Below are 19204 nucleotides of genomic sequence, written 5' to 3'. Positions count from 1 at the left end.
ATGACCGACCAACTCATAATTTTCGACACCACCTTGCGCGACGGCGAGCAGTCGCCCGGCGCCTCGATGACGCGCGACGAGAAGATGCGCATCGCCAAGCAGCTCGAGCGGCTGCGGGTCGACGTCATCGAGGCCGGCTTCCCGGCCAGCTCGAATGGCGACTTCGAGGCAGTGAAGGCGATCGCCAACGCGATCAAGGATTCGACGGTGTGCGGCCTCTCGCGCGCCAACGACCGCGACATCGCGCGCGCCGCCGAAGCGCTCAAGGGCGCGGCGCGCGGCCGCATCCACACCTTCATCGCGACCTCGCCGCTGCACATGGAGAAGAAGCTGCGCATGTCGCCCGACGAGGTGCACGAGCAGGCCCGGCTCGCCGTGCGCTTCGCGCGCAACCAGGTGGCCGACGTGGAGTTCAGCCCCGAGGACGGCTACCGCAGCGATCCCGACTTCCTGTGCCGCGTGCTCGAGACCGTGATCGCCGAGGGCGCGACCACCATCAACGTGCCCGACACCGTGGGCTACGCGATCCCCGAGCTCTACGGCAACTTCATCAAGACGCTGCGCGAGCGCATTCCCAACAGCGACAAGGCGATCTGGTCGGTGCATTGCCACAACGACCTCGGCATGGCGGTGGCGAACTCGCTGGCCGGCGTGAAGATCGGCGGCGCGCGCCAGGTCGAATGCACCATCAACGGCCTCGGCGAGCGCGCAGGCAACTGCTCGCTCGAGGAGATCGTGATGGCCGTGAAGACCCGCAAGGACTACTTCGGCCTCGCGCTGAACATCGACACCCAGCACATCGTGGCCGCGAGCCGCATGGTCAGCCAGACCACTGGCTTCGTGGTGCAGCCCAACAAGGCCGTGGTGGGCGCCAATGCCTTCGCGCATGCCTCGGGCATCCACCAGGACGGCGTGCTCAAGGCGCGCGACACCTACGAGATCATGCGGGCCGAGGACGTGGGCTGGAGCGCCAACAAGATCGTGCTGGGCAAGCTCAGCGGCCGCAACGCCTTCAAGCAGCGGCTGCAGGAACTCGGCGTGACCATGGAGAGCGAGGGCGAGATCAACGCCGCCTTCCTGCGCTTCAAGGAGCTGGCCGACCGCAAGTCCGAAATTTTCGACGAGGACATCCTCGCGCTTGTCAGCGCGGAGGAGGGTGCGAACGTTGGCGAACAGTTTGCTTTCGTTTCTCTCGCTCAGCACAGCGAAACCGGCGAACGCCCCCAGGCGAAGGTCGTCTTCACCGTCCATGGCAAGGAAGTCACGGGCGAGTCGGACGGCAATGGCCCGGTCGATGCTTCCCTCAAGGCCATCGAATCGCACGTCAAGAGCGGCGCCGAGATGGTTCTTTACTCGGTCAATGCCATCAGTGGCTCGACGGAAAGCCAGGGAGAAGTTACAGTCCGGTTACAAAACGCGGGGCGGGTGGTCAACGGCGTCGGGGCGGATCCCGACATCGTTGTAGCGTCGGCAAAGGCTTATTTGAGTGCGCTCAACAAGTTACAGAGCCAAGCTGAGAGAGTGGCGGCACAAGGTTAGGTTTTCGGGCGATCCTTGGTATTCGAATGAAGAAAAGGATGCAAGTAGCTGATATTGCGTGCCTTTTTTGATTTCGATACACTGCGGTCCTCATTCCTGCCGCTGGAGATTTTGTACATGCCCGAAGCCCGTCTCCACCGCGTTTCAAGCCTTCGCACCCTCGCCGTCGCGTTCTGCGCGACGGCTTTTTTGTTGTCCGGCGCCCACGCCGCCAAGAAAGAAAAGGCCGCCCCCGCCAAGACGGCGGCCGTCTCGAAGAAAGCCCGCGGCGCCGCGCCGGTCGAGGTGAAGCGCAATGCCGCGTCGTCCAAGGTTGCCAAGCGTGGCGGCCGTGAAGACAAGGCCGACAAGGTGGTCCGCGGTGGCCGCAACGTGGTGGCCACCCTGCAGAAGAAGAACGGCAAGACCGTGGTGGCCGTGCAGCGCCGCTCGGTGGTCCGTGTCGAGGCGCCGCCGCGCCAGTCCTTCGGCCAGATGGCCGGCCTGCATACCACCGACGACGCGCTCGAGCTCAAGTCGAGCGTCGCGCTGGTGGTCGACCAGGACACGCACGAGGTGCTGTTCAGCAAGAACGACCACGCCGTGCTGCCGATCGCCTCGCTCACCAAGCTCATGACCGGCCTGCTGATCAGCGAGGCCAAGCTGCCGAACGAAGAGCTCATCACCATCACCCAGGACGACGTCGACACCGAGAAGCGCAGCAGCTCGCGCCTGACGGTCGGCACCACGCTCACGCGCGGCGAACTGCTGCACCTGGCGCTGATGTCGAGCGAGAACCGTGCCGCCCACGCGCTGGGCCGCACCTATCCCGGCGGCCTGAGCACCTTCGTGAGCATCATGAACGCCAAGGCCCGCATGCTCGGCATGAAGGACACGCGCTACGTCGAGCCCACCGGCCTGTCGAGCCGCAACCAGTCGAGCGCGCAGGACCTGGCGCTGCTGGTGAACGCCGCCTACGCCGACGCCACCGTGCGTTCGCTGTCCACCTCGCCCGAGTACCAGGTCGAGGTCGGCCGCCGCACCTTGCAGTTCAACACCACCAACCGCCTCGTGAAGAGCCCCGACTGGGACATCGGCGTGCAGAAGACCGGCTACATCTCCGAAGCCGGCCAGTGCCTGGTGATGCAGGCCCGGGTCGCGGGCCGCAAGCTGATCATGGTGTTCCTCGATTCGGCCGGCAAGTTCAGCCGCATCGCCGACGCCGAGCGCGTGCGCCGCTGGGTCGAGGCCACGCATGCGGTTCCGGGTTCGCCGGCCGCCTCGCGCGCCGTGGCGTACCAGATCGCGGGCTGAGCGGGCCCGCCCAAAGACGAAAGCCGGCGGTTGCCGGCTTTTTTCATGGGGCGCGCGAGGAGAGCGGTCAAAGCCCCTGGAAGGCGCCAGGCGCCTCTCAGGCGCCCTCGGTGGAGGCCGACCCCGGCGCGGCCGCTACGGCCCCGCCAGCGGGCGCCACGCCCTGCTTGAAGCCCAGTGCCTCCGAGATCTCGTTCGCGGTCGCCTGCAGTTTCGGCAGCCAGCCTTCGTCGAGCCGGTCGGCCGGTGCCGAGATCGACAGCCCCGCGACCAGCTTGCCCTGGTCGTCGTAGATGCCGGCGGCCATGCAGCGCACGCCGAGTTCGAGCTCCTCGTTGTCGCGCGCGATGCCGTACTGGCGCGCCTTCGACAGCTCGCGCTCGAGCGCCGGCAACTGCGTGATGCTGTTGCGCGTGTGGCCGGCCAGTCCGGTGCGGGTGGCGTAGCTGCGCACCCGCTGCGGATCGTCCGCGGCCAGGAACAGCTTGCCGGTGGAGGTCAGGTGCAGCGCGGCGCGGCCGCCGATGGCGCGCACCACCTGCATCCCCGAGCGCTCGCTGTAGGAGCGCTCGATGTACACGATCTCGTCGCCCTGGCGCATGCTGAGGTTGACCGGCTGCTGCGTGAGCTTGTGCAGCTCGCGCATCGGGCCCAGCGCGGCGTCGCGTACGTTGAGTCGCCCCTTGACCAGGTTGCCGAGTTCCAGCAGGCGCATGCCGAGCCGGTAGCTGCCGGCCTCGGGACGGTCGACGAAGCGGCCGACCGCGAGGTCGTTGAGGATGCGGTGGGTGGTGGAGGGATGAAGCCCCGTCTTTTCGCTGATTTCCTTCAGGGAAATGGCTTCTTCGCGCGAGGCCAGCACGTCGATCAGCGCGAACATGCGTTCGATGACCTGGATGACGGGGGTGGCCGGAATGTCTGAATGGTTTTTTCTCATGGCGCTGTGCGGTGAAGACCGGGCGCCATTTTATCTTGTGAAATCGCTGGCGCGCTGCCAGCGGCCGTCGATCAGCAATTCGTGGGGCGCGAAGCGCGCCTTGTAGTTCATCTTCGGGCTGTGTTCGATCCAGTAGCCCAGGTAGACGTGGGGCAGGCCGAGCTTGCGCGCCTGCTCGATCTGCCAGAGCACGCTGTAGGTGCCGTAGGCCATGCCGTCCTCGGGCTCGTAGAAGGTGTAGACGGCCGAGATGCCGTCGTTGAGCACGTCGAGGATCGACACCATCTTGAGCGCGCCCGCGCTGCCGTCGGGCAGGGTCTCGCGGAACTCGACCAGCCGCGAGTTCACGCGGCTTTGCAGCAGGAACTGGGTGTACTGGTCGATGCTGTCGTGGTCCATGCCGCCGCCCGCGTGGCGGCCGTTCTGGTAGCGCAGGTAGAGCTGGTAGTGCTCGGGCACGAAGCACAGCTTGAGCACGCGGGCCTGCAGGTCGGCGTGCTGCTTGACCGCCCGGCGCTGGCTGCGCGAAGCCTTGAAGGCATTGGCCAGCACCCGCAGCGGCACGCAGGCGCGGCAGCCGTCGCAGTACGGGCGGTAGGTGAACATGCCGCTGCGCCGGAAGCCGCTGAGCACCAGGTCGGAGTACGCGTCGTTGTGGATCAGGTGGCTGGGAGTGGCCACCTGCGAGCGGGCCTGGCGGTCCGGCAGGTAGCTGCAGGGATAGGGCGCGGTCGCGTAGAACTGCAGCGTGTGGAGCGGGAGATCCTTGAGGTGCGTCACGTCGGGTGAGAGGGTCGCGCGGACAGGAGTTCGGACCAGTATACGGGCTCGAAACGCCACGCGGGGCCCGTCGCTTCCCGGGCCCGGGCCACGTGCTCGACGAAGCGCGCGCGCGGCATTTCGTGCGCGCCCAGGCTCGCGAGGTGGGCCGTGTTCTGCTGGCAGTCGATCATCCGCACGCCGAAGCGCCGGCACAGGCACACCAGCGCCGCCAGCGCGATCTTCGAGGCGTCGGGGCGGCGCGTGAACATCGATTCGCCGAACACGGCGCCGCCGATCGCCACGCAGTAGAGCCCGCCCGCGAGCTCGCCGTCGATCCAGGTCTCGACGCTGTGGGCGTGTCCGGCCTGGTGCAATTCGGTATAGGCGGCGACCATGTCGGGCACGATCCAGGTGCCCGACTGGCCCGGGCGGGCCGAGCCCGAGCAGGCCCGGATGACGGCCGCGAAGTCGTGGTCGATGCGGATCTCGCAGCCCGGCGCCTGCGCGAAGCGCGCCAGCGTCTTGCGCAGCGAGCGGTGGAGCCGGAAATCGGCCACCTGCAGCACCATGCGCGGATCGGGGCTCCACCACAGGATCGGCTGGTCCTCGCTGAACCAGGGGAAGACGCAGCGGCCGTAGGCGCGCAAGAGAGTATCGACATCGAGCGAGCCGCCGGCGGCCAGCAGGCCGGGCACGGGATCGGCGATTCCCCACGCTGTCGAGGGGTCGGGCAGGGCATCGCCGGGTTCGAGCCAGGGCAGTTGTCGCATGGCCGTAGGTATACACGGCTTGCGCGGCGCATCTTCGTATCAGGGGCGAAAAACCGGGCCAACCCGCCGCCGCGCCCCCCTGGTGGCGCCCCTTTCTGGTGCCCTCGCAATGCACTCGTCCAAAGGCGCACACGTTTGCCCAAGCTCACATATAGTGCGGAGCTTCCTTCGAAGAAGCACCCCATGACGGTCCCAGCGCGCCAGCGTTGTGCGCGGGCCCGGTACAAGAGGACCACGTTGACCACAGACCCCAACCCCATGCGTTTCGGCAGCGGCCAGGCCGTGCGCCGGCTCGAAGACCAGAGTCTTCTCTCAGGTGCCGGCCGCTACACGGACGACGTGTCCCTGCCGAACCAGTCCCACCTGGTCTTCCTGCGCTCCCCGTACCCCCACGCGCGCCTCGTCTCGGTCGACACCTCGGCCGCGCTCGCGCTGCCGGGGGTGCTCGCCGTGATCACCGGCGCCGACCTGGCCGCGGCCGGCGTCAAGCCGATGCCCGGCGCCGCCGGCTTCAAGCGTGCCGATGGGGGCGACAGCGCCAGCCCCGCGCGCCATGCCATCGCGCACGAACGCGTGCGCTTCGTCGGCGAGGCCGTGGCCGTGGTGGTGGCCGACACCGTGCAGCAGGCGCGCGACGCGGCCGAAGCCGTGATGGTCGAGTACGAGGAGCTGCCGATGGTGGTCGACCTCGCGGCCGCCACCGCCGAAGGCGCGCCCCAGCTGTGCGAAGCGGCGAGCGGCAACATCGCGGCCGAGATGCGCCACGGCAGCAGCGAGGCCGCCACGGCCGCCTTCGCCAAGGCCGCCCACGTGGTGGCGCTCGACGTGGTCAACCAGCGCGTGGTGGCGCTGACCATCGAGCCGCGCTCGGTGCTCGCGGCGCCCGATGCCGACACCGGCCGTCTCACGATCCGCATGAGCACCCAGATGCCCTCGGGCGTGCGCGATTCGATCTGCGCCGCCATCGGCCTGACCAAGGACAAGGTCCGCGTGGTGGTCGGCGACGTCGGCGGCGGCTTCGGCATGAAGACCGGGGCCTACCCCGAGGACATCGCGGTGGCCTTCGCGGCGCTGCAGGTGAAGCGCCCCGTGAAGTGGGTGGCCGACCGCAGCGAGGAATTCCTCTCGAGCGCCCATGGCCGCGACATCGAGGCCAAGGCCGAGCTCGCGCTCGATGCCAAGGGACGCATCCTCGCCCTGCGCATCAAGACGCTGGCCAACGTCGGCGCCTATGCCACCGGCACCGGCGTCGCGATCCAGCTGCTGATCGGCCCCTGGGTGCAGACCAGCGTCTACGACATCCAGACCATCGACTTCCACTTCAAGGCGGTGCTCACCAACACCGCACCCACCGGCGCCTACCGCGGCGCCGGCCGGCCCGAGGCGATCTTCACCATCGAGCGGCTGATGGACGAGGCCGCGCGCCAGACCGGCATCGACCGCATCGAGCTGCGCCGGCGCAACTTCATCCGCCCCGAGCAGATGCCGTACAAGAACCCGATGGCGCAGACCTACGACACCGGCAAGTTCGAGTCGGTGATGGATCAGGCGCTGGGCCTGGCCGACTGGAACGGCTTCGAGGCCCGCGCGGCCGAATCGGCGCGCAACGGACGCCATCGCGGCCTGGGCATCGCCACCTTCCTCGAGTGGACCGGCGGCAACGTGTTCGAGGAACGCGTCACCGTCTCGGTGCAGGCCGACGGCGTGATCGAGGTGTTCTCGGCCGTCAATGCCATGGGGCAGGGCATCGCCACCTCGCTGGCCCAGCTCGCGGTCGACGCCTTCGGCGTGCCGATCGAGAAGGTGCGCGTGGTGCTCGGCGACACCGACCGCGGCGACGGCTTCGGCAGCGCGGGTTCGCGTTCGCTGTTCACCGGCGGCTCGGCGGTGCGCATCGGCGCCGAACGCACCATCGACAAGGCGCGCGAACTCGCGGCCCAGGAATTCGAGGTGGCGATCGACGACGTGACCTACAGCCGCGGCGCCTTCGCCGTGATCGGCACCGACCTCGAGCTCGACCTGTTCACGCTCGCGGGCAAGCAGCCCGAGCGCGAGATCTTCGTCGACTCCACCAGCACCGTGGCCGGCCCGACCTGGCCCAACGGCTGCCACATCTGCGAGATCGAGATCGATCCGCCCACCGGCGAGATCAGCGTGGTGGCCTACAGCTCGGTCAACGACGTGGGCCGCGTGGTCAACCCGATGATCGTGCGCGGCCAACTCGAGGGCGGCGCCGTGCAGGGCATCGGCCAGGCACTCTACGAGCAGGTGGTGTACGACCACGAGACCGGCCAGCCCGTCACCGGCAGTCTGATGGACTACGCCGCGCCGCGCGCCGACATCGTCAGCACCATGTTCCACATGGAGATGGACGAGTCGACGCCCTGCAAGAACAACCCGCTGGGCGTCAAGGGCGTGGGCGAGCTGGGCACCATCGGTGCCACGCCGGCCATCGTCAATGCCGTGGCCGACGCCTTCGCGCGCAACGGCCATGCCGCCCGCGCGCCGCGCCTGCACATGCCGCTGAGCCCCTCGCGCGTGTGGCAGGCGATGCAGACGGTCGACTGAGGGCCCGCCGCACGGCCGGTACTGCGGGAGAACCACCATGCTCGTGGTCACCGAACTGCAGACCGAGCCGATCCGGGTCTCGAGCTACCGCTGCGACGCAGGCCCCGGTGCCCCGCCTTTCGCCGAGATGCACGAGGGCCATTCGGTCTCGTACGTGCGCAAGGGCAGCTTCGGCTACCGCACGCGCGGCCATGCCTACGAACTCGTGGCCGGCTCGGTGCTCATCGGCGCGCCGGGCGACGAATACGTCTGCACCCACGACCACCACCTCTGCGGCGACGAGTGCCTGGCCTTCCACCTCTCGCCGGGCTTCGTCGAGCTGATCGGTGGCGGGCGCGGCACCTGGCAGGCCGGCGGCCTGCCGCCGCTGCCCGGGCTGATGGTGCTCGGCGAGCTCGCACAGGCCGCGGTCGAGGGCCGCAGCGACCTCGGTGTCGACGAGGTCGGCATGCAGTTCGCCCATCGCTTCGTCGACCTCGTGGAAGGGCGCGATGCGCCGCGGCCCGGAGCGGCCCCCGCGCGCGACCGGCGCCGCGCCGTCGATGCCGCGATGTGGATCGCCGAGGGTTCGCACGAGGACATCGGCCTCGAGCAGGCCGCGGCCGAGGCCGGGCTCAGCGCCTTCCATTTCCTGCGGCTGTTCTCCCAGGTGCTGGGCGTGACGCCGCACCAGTACCTGGTGCGCTCGCGCCTGCGCCACGCGGCGCGCCTGCTCGCCGACGGCGACCGTCCCGTGACCGAGATCGCGCTCGACGTGGGTTTTGCCGACCTCAGCAATTTCGTGCGCACCTTCCGGCGCGCCGCCGGTGTCTCGCCGGGCGACTTCCGCCGTGCCGCGCGCGGCGACCGCAAGATTCTCCAAGACCGCCTCGCGGCCTTGCTCGACGATGAGCGCCTGATCCATTCATCGACCAGGAAGCCATCGCCATGCACCACGCCATCGAACTCGAACTGACAGTCCCGGCCCGCGCGGGCCGCCATCCCTGAGCGCGAAGGAGCCCGCCATGGCCACCATCCACCGGGAATTCGAACTCGCCGCGAGCGCGGCGCAGGTCTGGGACGCGCTGCGCGACTTCCGTGCCGTGCACGAGCGGCTCGCGCCGGGCTTCCTCACGGCCTGCCGCATCGACGAGGAGGGCGCGCGCGTCCTCGACTTCTCCAACGGCAGCGTGGCGCGCGAGCTGCCGGTGTCGATCGACGAGTCGCTGCGCCGCATCGCCTACACCGTCACGGGCAGCCGCATGCGGCATCACCATGCGTCGGCGCAGGTGTTCGACGCGGGCGAAGGGCGCTCGCGCTTCGTCTGGATCACCGACGTGCTGCCCGACGAACTCGCGCCCCACATCGCAGGCATGATGGACGAGGGCGCGGCCGCGATGAAGAAGAAGCTCGAGGCCGAGGCTCAGAAGTCCTCGAGCGGCAGCCCGACGTAGTTCTCTGCCAGCGAGGTCGAGGCCGCGTGCGAATGCACGAGGTAGTCGAGCTCGGCCTCCTGGATCTTCTGGCCGAAGGCGCCCGTCTCGGGGAAGCGGTGCATCAACGAGGTGAACCACCACGAGAAGCGCTCGGCCTTCCAGACCCTGCGCAGGCACAGGTCGGAATAGCGGTCGAGCGCCGAGGCCGAGCGCTCGCGGTAGAAGATCTCGAAGGCGCGCGACAGGTAGCCCACGTCGGCGGTCGCGAGGTTCAGCCCCTTGGCGCCGGTCGGCGGCACGATGTGCGCCGCGTCGCCGGCCAGGAACAGCGAACCGAAGCGCATCGGCTCGGCCACGAAGCTGCGCAGCGGCGCGATGCTCTTCTCGAGCGAGGGGCCGGTCACCAGCCGCTCGCGCGCTTCCGGGTCGAGGCGCGCGCGCAGCTCGTTCCAGAAGGCCTCGTCGCTCCAGTTCTCCACCCGTTCCTCGGTCGGCACCTGCACGTAGTAGCGGCTGCGCGTGGCGCTGCGCATGCTGCACAGCGCGAAGCCGCGCTCGGTGTTGGCGTAGATCAGCTCGTGCGACACCGGCGGCACGTCGGCCAGTACCCCGAGCCAGCCGAAGGGGTAGACCTTCTCGTAGGTCTGGATCGCATCGGCCGGCACGCTCGCGCGGCTCACGCCGTGGTAGCCGTCGCAGCCGGCGATGAAGTCGCACTCGATCTCGTGCGTCTGGCCGTCCTTCTCGTAGCGCACGCGCGGCGAGCGTGAATCGAAGTCGTGCAGGCTCACGTTGGCCGCGCTGTAGACGGTGGCCAGGCCCTCGGCCGCGCGCGCTTCCATCAGGTCGCGCGTCACCTCGGTCTGGCCGTACACCGTGACCTGCTTGCCGCCCGTGAGGCCGTGCATGTCGATGCGGTGGCGCGCGCCCTTGAACAGCAGCTCGATGCCCCCGTGCGGCAGGCCCTCGGCCTTGGCGCGGGCGTCGACGCCGGCACGCTCCAGCAGGTCCATCGTGACCTGCTCGAGCACGCCCGCGCGGATGCGCCCGAGCACGTAGTCGCCGCTCTGGCGTTCGACGATGACGTTGTCGATGCCGGCCTTGAACAGAAGCTGGCCGAGCAGAAGGCCGGCCGGGCCGGCGCCGATGATCGCTACCTGGGTGCGCATGTCGTTGTCTCCGAGAAGTTCCGCGAAGCGTAGGGCGCGCGCGCCGCCCTGGCATGCCGGGCGATGCGGCTGTGTGCGATCATGCGAATGGCTGCGCGATGATCGCGCAACTTCCCGCTTCGCCTCACTCATGACCATCGCCAGAGCCGACTTCATCGAGGGCATCGCCAAGGGAATGGCGGTGCTCGAAAGTTTCGACACCGAGCGCCAGCGCCTCAACGCCACCCTGGCGGCCGAACGCGCCGGCCTCACGCGCGCCGCGGCGCGCCGGCACCTGCTGACCCTGGCGCACCTGGGCTATCTCGAGACCGACGGCAGCTACTTCTGGATGGCGCCCAAGGTGCTGCGCTTCTCGGGCAGCTACCTGGCCTCGTCGCGCCTGCCGCGCGCGCTGCAGCCCACGCTGAACCGGCTCGCGGCGCAGACCGGCGAATCCTTCTCGGCCGTGGTGCTCGACGGCGAGGAGGTGGTGATCGTGGCGCGCAGCGGCAGCTACGGCACGCCCACGCGCGTGCTGGCCTACGGCCTGCACCTGGGCGCGCGGCTGCCGGCCCATGCCACCTCCACCGGCCGCGTGCTGCTGGCCGCGCTGCCGCCGGCCGAGTTCACGCGCTGGCTCACGGGCCGCCACCTGGCGCGACTCACGCCGCAGACCACCACCCAGGCGCGCGCGCTGCGCCAGCTGGTGACGCGCGCGCGCAAGGAAGACCATTGCTTCGCGAGCGAGGAGCACGAGCTCGGCGTGCAGGCGCTGGCCGTGCCGTTGCGCGACATGCAGGGCCACACGGTGGCCGCGCTCAACGTGGTGCTGTCGGGCGCGCGCTACCAGGAGGAGGCCGTGCGGCGCGACATGCTGCCGCTGCTGTTCGAGGCCGCGCGCGAGGTGCGCGCGCTGCTTTGAACTTCGCCCGATCCGGCCGCCTCGAACCTCGAAACCAGAACTCCAGGAACCCGCCATGCGACTGCTGCTCCTCGAAGACGACGTGATGATCGGCGAAGCCGTGCTCGACCTGCTGCGGGCCGAGCAGTACGCGGTCGACTGGGTCAAGGACGGCGATAGCGCCGAGTCGGCGCTGCGCACCCAGGACTACGACCTGGTGCTGCTCGACCTCGGCGTGCCGCGCCGCGACGGCCTGGAGGTGCTGCGCAACCTGCGTGCGCGCAAGCAGCGCATGCCGGTGCTGATCGCCACCGCGCGCGACTCGATCCAGCAGCGCATCGAGGGCCTGGATGCCGGCGCCGACGACTACGTGCTCAAGCCCTACGACCTCGACGAGCTGCTGGCGCGCATCCGCGCGCTGCTGCGCCGCGCGGCCGGGCGCGCCGAGCCGGTCTACGAACACATGGGCGTGAGCATCAATCCCGCCACCCGCGAGGTCAGCGTGGCCGGCCAGCCCGTGGTGCTGTCGGCGCGCGAATGGGCCGTGCTCGAGCCGCTGCTGGCGCGGCCCGGCATGGTGCTCTCGCGCGCGCAGCTCGAGGAGAAGCTCTACAGCTGGAAGGACGAGATCAGCAGCAACGCGGTCGAGGTCTACGTGCACGGCCTGCGCAAGAAGCTCGGCGCGGAGCTGATCCGCAACGTGCGCGGCGTTGGCTACATGGTGCCGAAGGCGTGAGCGGCATGAGCGGCGTGATGGGACTGATCGCGCGCATGACCGGCTCGCTGCGCGCGCGCCTCTTGTGGTTTCTGCTCGCGGCCATCGTGCTGGCGGCCGGCGCGCAGGCGCTGGTGGCCTACCGCACCGTGCTCAAGGAGGCCGACGAGATCTTCGACTACCACATGCAGCAGATGGCGCTGTCGCTGCGCGCGGGCCTGCCGCCCAGCGCGGCGGTGGGCGGCCTCGGCGGCGCCGAGCAGAACTTCGATTTCGTGGTGCAGGTCTGGACCGCCGACGGCGTGCGCATCTTCGAGTCGGCCGACCAGGCCGCGCTGCCGCAGCTCGCGGTACTGGGCTTCGCCGACGTGCGCGCGCGCGGCACCACCTACCGCGTGTTCTCGATGCAGACGCGCGGGCTGGTGATCCAGGTGGCGCAGGACATGGCGGCGCGCCAGCACATGGCCGGCACCCTGGCGCTGCGCACCGTCGCGCCGGTGGCGCTGATGGCGCCGCTGCTGATGCTGGTCGTGTGGTGGGTGGTGAGCCGCTCGCTCGCGCCGGTGGCGCGCGTGCGCACCCAGGTGGCCTCGCGCCAGGCCGACGATCTCTCGCCCGTGAGCGAGGAGAAGCTGCCCGACGAGGTACGGCCGCTGGTGCAGGAGCTCAACCTGCTGTTCGACCGCGTGCGGCAGGCCTTCGAGGCGCAGAAGCACTTCGTGGCCGACGCGGCGCACGAGCTGCGCTCGCCGCTGGCCGCACTCAAGCTGCAGGTGCAGGGCCTGCAGCGCGCCAGCGACGACGGCGCGCGCGAGCTCGCCATCGGCCGATTGGTGGCGGGCATCGACCGCGCGACGCGGCTGGTCGAGCAGATGCTCGCGCTCGCGCGCCACGAGGCCAGCATGGCCGCGGGCGCGCCGCCCGAGCCGGTGGCACTCGCGGAGGTGGCGCGGCTGGCCGTGTCGGACGCCGTGGCCGCGGCCCAGGCGCGGCGCATCGACATCGGCATCGCGCGCGCCGACGAGGGCGCCACGGTGAAGGGTCAGTCCGAGGCGCTGCGCATGCTGCTGCGCAACCTGCTCGAGAACGCCGTGAAGTACACGCCCGAGGAAGGCCGCGTCGACATCGCGATCGCGCGCCTGGACGACGCGGTCGAGCTCAGCGTCGACGACAGCGGCCCGGGCCTGCCGCCCACCGAGCGCGAGCGCGTGCTCGACCGCTTCTACCGCTCGGGCGAGCCGCAGGCGCCGGGCAGCGGACTCGGCCTCTCGATCGTCAAGTCGATCGCCGAGCTGCATGGCGCGAGCGTGGCGCTCGATGCCTCGCCGAGCCTGGGCGGGCTGCGCGTGGTGGTGCGCTTTCCGACGCGGGCCTGAGGGGGCGTCGCCGGAATTTCCCTTTAAGCGGCGCTTAAGTCAGCGCAACGACATTCCTTCCATCGCATCAGCGTCACGACGCAATGAAAGGAACCGATCCATGAACACCCGACTGACTTCGCCCCGTGCCCTGGTCCTGGCCCTGGCCACCGCGGGCGTGATCGGCGCCGTCGGCGCCGGCGCCTACACCAGCGCGCGCGCCGTGGGCACGCCCACCAACGCCACCGCGACCGCACCGGCCGCCATGGTCACGCTGCCCGACTTCTCGACCATCACCGCGCGCGACGGCGCGGCCGTGGTCAACATCAGCGTCACCGGCACCATGAAGGCCTCGGACGACGAGCAGGCCGCGCAGATCCAGGGCATCGATCCCGATGACCCGATGTTCCAGTTCTTCCGCCGCTTCCAGGGGCAGATGAACCCGCGCGGCCAGCAGCAGCGCGACGTGCCGGTGCGCGCCCAGGGCTCGGGCTTCATCGTCGATGCCAACGGCATCATCCTGACGAACGCCCACGTGGTGAAGGACGCGAAGGAAGTCACCGTCAAGCTCACCGACCGCCGCGAGTACCGCGCCAAGGTGCTCGGCGCCGATGCCAAGACCGACATCGCGGTGCTCAAGATCGACGCCAAGAACCTGCCGGTGCTCGCGCTGGGCAACACCAAGGACCTGAAGGTCGGCGAATGGGTGCTGGCCATCGGCTCGCCCTTCGGCTTCGAGAACACCGTGACGGCCGGCGTGGTCAGCGCCAAGGGCCGCACGCTGCCCGACGACAGCTACGTGCCCTTCATCCAGACCGACGTGGCCGTGAACCCCGGCAACTCGGGCGGCCCGCTGCTCAACACGCGCGGCGAGGTGGTCGGCATCAACTCGCAGATCTACAGCCGCAGCGGCGGCTACCAGGGCGTGTCGTTCTCGATCCCGATCGACGTGGCGGTGCAGGTCAAGGACCAGATCGTCGCCACCGGCAAGGCCGTGCATGGCCGCCTCGGCGTGGCGGTACAGGAAGTGAACCAGGCCTTCGCCGATTCCTTCAAGCTCGACAAGCCCGAGGGCGCGCTGGTCTCGAACATCGAGAAGGGCGGCCCCGGCGACAAGGCGGGCCTGAAGGCCGGCGACGTGATCCGCAAGGTCGGCGACCAGCCCATCGTGTCCTCGGGCGACCTGCCCGCGGTGATCGGCCAGCAGGCGCCCGGCACCAAGGTCACGCTCGAGGTGTGGCGCCAGGGCGAACGCCAGGAGCTGACGGCGAAGCTCGGCGATGCCAGCGACAAGCCGGCCCAGGTGGCGAAGGCCGACAAGGCCACCGGCCAGGGCAAGCTGGGCCTGGCGCTGCGGCCGCTGCAGCCCGACGAGAAGCGCGAGGCCGCGGTCGAGACCGGCCTGCTGATCGAGGACGCGGCCGGCCCGTCGGCGATGGCCGGCGTGCAGGCCGGCGACGTGCTGCTGGCGATCAACGGCACGCCCGCCAAGACCGTGGAGCAGGTGCGCGAGGTGGTCGCGAAGGCCGACAAGTCGGTGGCGCTGCTGATCCAGCGCGGCGACGACAAGATCTTCGTGCCGGTGCGCATCGGCTGACCGCCCCGGGCCGGACCCCGACGCGCGACGACCGATGAAGCCGCCGCACCGACGGTCTTCGGCCCCGCAGGCCGAGCACCTCGACCCTGCCGACAGCGCCGCCAACGGGCTGTCGGCCCACATCCTGCCGACCTCCGCCACCATGATCGGCGTGTGCATGACCGTGATGTCCATCGGGCACCTCGGTCCGCGCGACGATCTGCGGCTGGTGATCGATCGGCTGCTCGCGGTCGACGCGCTGGTCTTCCTGGCCAGCGCGTTGCTGTCGTTCATCTCGATGCGCATGCGGCGCTCGGGCGCGCGACTCGAGGCCTGGGGCGAGGTGGTGTTCATCGCGGGCCTGGCGCTGCTGGCGCTCGGTGCCGTGGCGCTGACCTTCGCGCTGCGCTGAACCCGGTGGCCGCGTTCAGTGCCGCGGGCAGTCGAGCGCGCCCGGCCACTCGAGCGTGATGCGCGTGCCGCCGGCGGCGTTCTCCCGCGCCTCGGCCGGCTCTATCACCAGCCGCGCGCCGATGCTCAGCGCGCGCGCCCGCATGTTCGCGAGGCCATGCCCCGTGGCCTTCGGCGCGGCGTCCGCGGGCCGCGGGCCGATGCCGTCGTCCGTCAGCACGATGCGCACGTGCGGGGGCTGCGCCTCGGCCTGCCAGCGCGCATGCAGCACGATGCGCGTCGCGCGCGCGTGCTTGAGCACGTTGGTGAAGGCCTCGAGCAGGATGCGCTGCAACTGCAGCGCGGCCTGGGCCGAGAACGGCGCCACCGGCGGTATCACGCCCACGTCCCACTCGAGCGCGATGCCGGCCGCGTCCAGCCGCGGCTGCAGCCGGTAGCGCAGGGTGGCGAGCACGGTCGCGAGGTCGTCGTGCGTGGGCTGCAGCGAGTCGACCGCCATGCGCATCTCGTCGAGCGCGAGCTTCACGTGCTCCTCGACCACGGCGCGGTCGGGCGCGGGCTGGGTCACGACGTTGAGCAGGCCCACGAGCTGCGAGCCGACGCCGTCGTGGATCTCGCGCATGATGCGCTGGCGCTCGAGCAGCACGGCCTGTTCCTGCTGCTGCAGCCGCAGCGCGTCGAAGGCCACGCGCAGCTGTCCCTCGCGCTCGGCCACCCGCTCGGCCAGGGTGGCGTTGAGCGCGCCGTAGTCGGCCACGGTGCGGCTGTAGCGGTCGACCACCAGGCCCGCGAGGATCAGCACGAAGAAGAACATCGCGCGCGGCGTCTGCGAGGTGTCGGAGCCACCGAAGAAGCCCATGCGCATCAGCAGCAGGTCGTACATGCCCGCGAGGATCGCGAGCACGCCCGCCAGCAGCAGCACCATGGCGATCGGTCGGCGCTCCACCCAGGCGCTGCGCGCCACCACCGGCAGGCAGGCCACGCCGGTGAGGTTCAGCAGCACCAGCCCGGCGGTCCACAGCGCCGGCCAGGCCAGCGCGAAGGCCGCGATGGCGCTCGCCATCGCGATACCCATAGCCGCGTAGAGCGCGCGCACCAGCCCCACCGAACCGCGCTGCAGCGCCAGCAGCACGAAGCGCGTGATGAGCCCGATGTGCAGCGCATAGCAGACCGCGACCACCACGCCCCAGAGCGGCCAGGGCAGGTTCATGTCGGGCCGCACCCGGTCGATGTTGTGCGGCAGGCCCGAGAGCGCGGCGAGCGCGAAGCAGCCGTAGAGCGCATGGCGCTGGCGCAGCCAGAGCGCGCCCGACAGGCAGCCCATCAGCGCGAGGACGGCCGCGTTGACGATCACTGAGGTGTGGCGCCAGCGCTGGTAGCCGCGGTAGCGCGGCAGCAGCTCGCGCTCGGTGCCGTACTGCAGGGTGGCCAAAGCCGCGCCGCGCTGGCGTTGCACGGTGGTGCGGATCACCAGTTCCTGCGCGGCGCCGGTGCGCTGCAGCGACGCGGCCACCGGCACGAAGGGCGTGCCCTTGGTGTCGTAGGACGGATCGCCGAGCGTGCCGAAGCCCGCGAGCGGCGTGCCGTTGAACTCGATTGCGACCTGGTTGCCCACGCCCGCGAACAGCAGCGCGGCCGGTTCGCTCGCGGGCGCCGCCGCGGCGGGAAGGGCGATGCGGTAGGTGGCCTTGCCGCCGCGGCCCGGAAAGGCATGGTCCCAGCGGAACGGCAACTGCACTTGGCGTTCCTCGGCGGGCAGGCCGTCGGGTTCGAGGCGGGCCTCGGCGCTGGTGACGGTGTAGGGCGTGGCGGTGCTGCTGGCGATGGCCGGGCCTGCGATCAACAGCAGCGCGGCGACCAGGGCGAACAGGAAGCGCAGATCGGAAGAAGAGGCGGCGGCAGGCTGCTCAGGGCAGCCAGCCCAGGTTGCGCGCCTCGAACACGGCTTCGGACTTGTTGTGGACATCCAGCTTGCCGTAGATATTGCGGATATGGGTTTGAACGGTCGAAGCCGAGACTCCCATCCGCGCGCCGACTTCGGCATAGGTGAAACCACGGGAGACGAGGTCCAGCACCTCCGATTCGCGCGGCGACAGCCGCACCGGCGGCGTGCGAGGGAGTGCCGAGGATGCCATGGCCGAGCCGATCGTGTCCTGGGCCAGCCCGACCAGCGCGGCGGCGCCGGCAGGCACGGGGGCGTCGGTGCGGGCCTGCCAGCGGCGCAGCAGCTGCCGCGCGATCACCGGCGACATCGGCGAGCCGCCCGCGCGCAGGTGGCGGATGTGGGCCGCGAGGTCGCGCTCGGTGCCGTCCTTGAGCAGGTAGCCGCTGGCGCCGGCCTCGAAGGCGCGCAGCATGTTGGCTTCGTCGCCGAAGATCGACAGCACCATCACCGCGCAGGCGGGCTGCATGCCGCGGCAGCGGTCGATGACCTGCAGCCCCGGGATGTCGGGCAGGCCCAGGTCGACCAGCAGCACGTCGACCGGGTTGTCCTCGAGCCAAGCCAGCAGCTCGGTTGCGGTCGAGGCGCAATGGGCCAGGGTCAGCGAGGGGTCGGCATCGATCACGCGGGCGAGGCGCTCGCGCATGCCGGTGTCGTCCTCGACCAGCGCGACCTGCGTGGTCGAGAGAAGGGGAGCGGCTGCGGTGTCGATGGCCATGGCGCGGGGCTGCGGTCCTCGGGTGGGCGGACCCGCAGCGTAGGGGCCGGCGCGCGCCGTGCCCATCCTATATACGTGGGAGGGGCGCGGGTCGCGCGTTCAGGCGGCCGACATGCGCGCCAGCCTCGACGCCACGCGCTGCAGGTGCGCGCCGAGCTCGGGCGGCGACTCGACCTCGAAGTCGTGCCCCAGGCAGCCGAGCCAGACCGCCAGCGCATCGAGCGAATTGGCCGCGGTCTGGATGCGCGTGCGGTCGGGCGCCACGGCCTCGGGCACGCCGCCGACCCACGACAACTGGCCGTCGAGCGCGGCCACGGGCGCATGCACCAGCACGCGCGCATGGTGCAGGTAGGGCGAGATCTGCAGCGCGTGCTGCATGTAGGCCGCGATGTCGCCGTGCGGCAGCCGCCGCGGCGTGAAGCGCGCGCCGGTGGGCTCGGGATCGACGATGCGGTCGAGCCGGAAGGTGCGCCAGTCCTCGCGGTCCGTGTCCCAGGCCAGCAGGTACCAGCGCTGGCCGGTCTGTACCACGCGGTGCGGCTCCACGCGGCGGCTGCTGACGACCTCGTGGTGGTCGCGGTAGCCGAAGCGCAGCAGCGCGCGGTCGGCGCAGGCCTCGGCGAACAGCGACACCGCCTTGAGCCGGATGTCCGAGCGCTTCTGCAGCACCGGCACCACGGTGGCGCGCAGCTTGTCGAGCCGGCGGCGCAGTCGCGGCGGCATCAGCTGCTCGAGCTTGGCCAGCGCGCGCATCGAGGCGTTCTCGATGTCGTTGCCGCCGTCGCTGGAGGCCGGGCCCACGCCCAGGCCGACCGCCACCGCGATCGCTTCCTCGTCCTCGAGCAGGAGCGGCGGCAGGCTGTTGCCCGCGCCCAGTCGGTAGCCGCCGGCGACGCCCGAGGTGGAATCGACCGTGTAGCCGAGGCTGCGCAGCCGGTCGACGTCGCGGCGCAGGGTGCGCTCGGTGATCTCGAGGCGGCGCGCGAGCTCGGCGCCGGTCCAGGCGCGCTGGGGCTGGAACAGCGACAACAGGCGGATGAGGCGGGCGGAGGCGGAGAGCATGGAAACGATGATGCCTGCGATCGAGGACAGGATCTGTCCGCAATGGACCTTAGTCTTCGGGCCTTCCAACACCTCAGACCCCAGGAGAAAAG

Annotated in this window: 17 protein-coding genes; 10 read left to right on the top strand and 7 right to left on the bottom strand. The window is 70.3% G+C overall.

The features are described from left to right. A complete protein-coding gene (locus KV106_RS27335) occupies positions 1-1539 on the top strand; it encodes a 2-isopropylmalate synthase (protein ID WP_057592482.1) in 1539 nt (512 codons plus the stop codon). A gap of 117 nt (positions 1540-1656) precedes the next feature. Next, positions 1657-2832 (top strand): serine hydrolase, encoded by a 1176-nt coding sequence (locus KV106_RS27330; protein ID WP_261213788.1) that lies wholly within the window; start codon positions 1657-1659, stop codon positions 2830-2832. 97 nt (positions 2833-2929) lie between these two features. Here KV106_RS27330 and KV106_RS27325 read toward each other — a convergent pair whose 3' ends face one another. Genes KV106_RS27325 through aat form a run of 3 tightly spaced genes read right to left on the bottom strand, consistent with a single transcriptional unit; the run spans position 2930 to position 5301 of the window. After that, a complete protein-coding gene (locus KV106_RS27325) occupies positions 2930-3769 on the bottom strand; it encodes an IclR family transcriptional regulator (RefSeq protein ID WP_057592480.1) in 840 nt (279 codons plus the stop codon). A gap of 30 nt (positions 3770-3799) precedes the next feature. Continuing rightward, on the bottom strand, positions 3800-4549 hold the full coding sequence (locus KV106_RS27320; RefSeq protein ID WP_203205672.1) for an arginyltransferase: 750 nt from the start codon (positions 4547-4549) through the stop codon (positions 3800-3802). After that, complete coding sequence (gene aat, locus KV106_RS27315; protein WP_261213784.1) at positions 4546-5301, bottom strand: leucyl/phenylalanyl-tRNA--protein transferase; 756 nt, start codon at positions 5299-5301, stop codon at positions 4546-4548. Before aat ends, KV106_RS27320 begins: the two co-directional genes overlap by 4 nt. Positions 5302-5559: 258 nt before the next feature. On the opposite strand from aat, the gene KV106_RS27310 reads away from it, so the two are divergent. From KV106_RS27310 to KV106_RS27300, 3 genes are read left to right on the top strand one after another with little or no spacing between them, the layout of a single operon-like run. Next, complete coding sequence (locus KV106_RS27310; protein ID WP_261213782.1) at positions 5560-7869, top strand: xanthine dehydrogenase family protein molybdopterin-binding subunit; 2310 nt, start codon at positions 5560-5562, stop codon at positions 7867-7869. Positions 7870-7906: 37 nt separating this feature from the next. After that, positions 7907-8824: a helix-turn-helix transcriptional regulator gene (locus KV106_RS27305; RefSeq protein ID WP_261213780.1), complete on the top strand. Its 918-nt coding sequence runs from the start codon at positions 7907-7909 to the stop codon at positions 8822-8824. Between the two features lie 49 nt (positions 8825-8873). Then, positions 8874-9302 carry an SRPBCC family protein gene (locus tag KV106_RS27300; protein WP_057592475.1) on the top strand — a complete coding sequence of 143 codons (429 nt, stop codon included), beginning with the start codon at positions 8874-8876 and terminating at the stop codon, positions 9300-9302. Here the strand turns inward: KV106_RS27300 and pobA are convergent. Next, positions 9272-10453 (bottom strand): 4-hydroxybenzoate 3-monooxygenase, encoded by a 1182-nt coding sequence (gene pobA / locus KV106_RS27295; RefSeq protein WP_261213778.1) that lies wholly within the window; start codon positions 10451-10453, stop codon positions 9272-9274. The two genes, KV106_RS27300 and pobA, sit on opposite strands and share 31 nt — an antisense overlap. 130 nt (positions 10454-10583) lie before the next feature. On the opposite strand from pobA, the gene KV106_RS27290 reads away from it, so the two are divergent. From KV106_RS27290 to KV106_RS27270, 5 genes are all read left to right on the top strand, one after another. Further along, positions 10584-11354, top strand: coding sequence for an IclR family transcriptional regulator domain-containing protein (locus KV106_RS27290; protein ID WP_057592473.1), 771 nt, complete (start codon positions 10584-10586; stop codon positions 11352-11354). Positions 11355-11409: 55 nt separating this feature from the next. Further along, positions 11410-12069: a response regulator gene (locus KV106_RS27285; RefSeq protein ID WP_057592472.1), complete on the top strand. Its 660-nt coding sequence runs from the start codon at positions 11410-11412 to the stop codon at positions 12067-12069. Positions 12070-12074: 5 nt separating this feature from the next. Continuing rightward, complete coding sequence (locus KV106_RS27280) at positions 12075-13424, top strand: ATP-binding protein (protein WP_261213776.1); 1350 nt, start codon at positions 12075-12077, stop codon at positions 13422-13424. Positions 13425-13524: 100 nt separating this feature from the next. Continuing rightward, the gene (locus tag KV106_RS27275; RefSeq protein ID WP_261213774.1) at positions 13525-15000 is read left to right on the top strand and encodes a DegQ family serine endoprotease; all 1476 of its coding nucleotides are present in this window, start codon (positions 13525-13527) and stop codon (positions 14998-15000) included. A gap of 34 nt (positions 15001-15034) precedes the next feature. Beyond that, positions 15035-15391 (top strand): hypothetical protein, encoded by a 357-nt coding sequence (locus tag KV106_RS27270; RefSeq protein ID WP_057592470.1) that lies wholly within the window; start codon positions 15035-15037, stop codon positions 15389-15391. A gap of 15 nt (positions 15392-15406) precedes the next feature. Here KV106_RS27270 and KV106_RS27265 read toward each other — a convergent pair whose 3' ends face one another. The 3 genes from KV106_RS27265 to KV106_RS27255 all read right to left on the bottom strand — a co-directional run bounded on the left by KV106_RS27265 (position 15407) and on the right by KV106_RS27255 (position 19112). After that, the gene (locus tag KV106_RS27265) at positions 15407-17233 is read right to left on the bottom strand and encodes a sensor histidine kinase (protein ID WP_261213770.1); all 1827 of its coding nucleotides are present in this window, start codon (positions 17231-17233) and stop codon (positions 15407-15409) included. Between the two features lie 64 nt (positions 17234-17297). Next, on the bottom strand, positions 17298-18050 hold the full coding sequence (locus KV106_RS27260) for a response regulator transcription factor (RefSeq protein ID WP_057592468.1): 753 nt from the start codon (positions 18048-18050) through the stop codon (positions 17298-17300). 99 nt (positions 18051-18149) lie between these two features. Beyond that, a complete protein-coding gene (locus tag KV106_RS27255; protein ID WP_261213767.1) occupies positions 18150-19112 on the bottom strand; it encodes a helix-turn-helix transcriptional regulator in 963 nt (320 codons plus the stop codon). Between the last annotated feature and the right edge of the window lie 92 nt (positions 19113-19204).

Source organism: Variovorax endophyticus (genome assembly GCF_025376855.1).
GTDB lineage: Bacteria > Pseudomonadota > Gammaproteobacteria > Burkholderiales > Burkholderiaceae_C > Variovorax.
This window is presented reverse-complemented; position numbering and strand designations above follow the sequence as displayed.

Coding starts and splice junctions, on each gene's coding strand:
- aat (WP_261213784.1), bottom strand. CDS start 5,301: ATGCGACAACTGCCCTGGCTCGAACCCGGCGATGCCCTGCCCGACCCC.
- KV106_RS27270 (WP_057592470.1), top strand. CDS start 15,035: ATGAAGCCGCCGCACCGACGGTCTTCGGCCCCGCAGGCCGAGCACCTC.
- KV106_RS27325 (WP_057592480.1), bottom strand. CDS start 3,769: ATGAGAAAAAACCATTCAGACATTCCGGCCACCCCCGTCATCCAGGTC.
- KV106_RS27300 (WP_057592475.1), top strand. CDS start 8,874: ATGGCCACCATCCACCGGGAATTCGAACTCGCCGCGAGCGCGGCGCAG.
- KV106_RS27260 (WP_057592468.1), bottom strand. CDS start 18,050: ATGGCCATCGACACCGCAGCCGCTCCCCTTCTCTCGACCACGCAGGTC.
- KV106_RS27275 (WP_261213774.1), top strand. CDS start 13,525: ATGAACACCCGACTGACTTCGCCCCGTGCCCTGGTCCTGGCCCTGGCC.
- KV106_RS27290 (WP_057592473.1), top strand. CDS start 10,584: ATGACCATCGCCAGAGCCGACTTCATCGAGGGCATCGCCAAGGGAATG.
- KV106_RS27305 (WP_261213780.1), top strand. CDS start 7,907: ATGCTCGTGGTCACCGAACTGCAGACCGAGCCGATCCGGGTCTCGAGC.
- KV106_RS27335 (WP_057592482.1), top strand. CDS start 1: ATGACCGACCAACTCATAATTTTCGACACCACCTTGCGCGACGGCGAG.
- pobA (WP_261213778.1), bottom strand. CDS start 10,453: ATGCGCACCCAGGTAGCGATCATCGGCGCCGGCCCGGCCGGCCTTCTG.
- KV106_RS27330 (WP_261213788.1), top strand. CDS start 1,657: ATGCCCGAAGCCCGTCTCCACCGCGTTTCAAGCCTTCGCACCCTCGCC.
- KV106_RS27255 (WP_261213767.1), bottom strand. CDS start 19,112: ATGCTCTCCGCCTCCGCCCGCCTCATCCGCCTGTTGTCGCTGTTCCAG.
- KV106_RS27310 (WP_261213782.1), top strand. CDS start 5,560: ATGCGTTTCGGCAGCGGCCAGGCCGTGCGCCGGCTCGAAGACCAGAGT.
- KV106_RS27285 (WP_057592472.1), top strand. CDS start 11,410: ATGCGACTGCTGCTCCTCGAAGACGACGTGATGATCGGCGAAGCCGTG.
- KV106_RS27280 (WP_261213776.1), top strand. CDS start 12,075: ATGAGCGGCGTGATGGGACTGATCGCGCGCATGACCGGCTCGCTGCGC.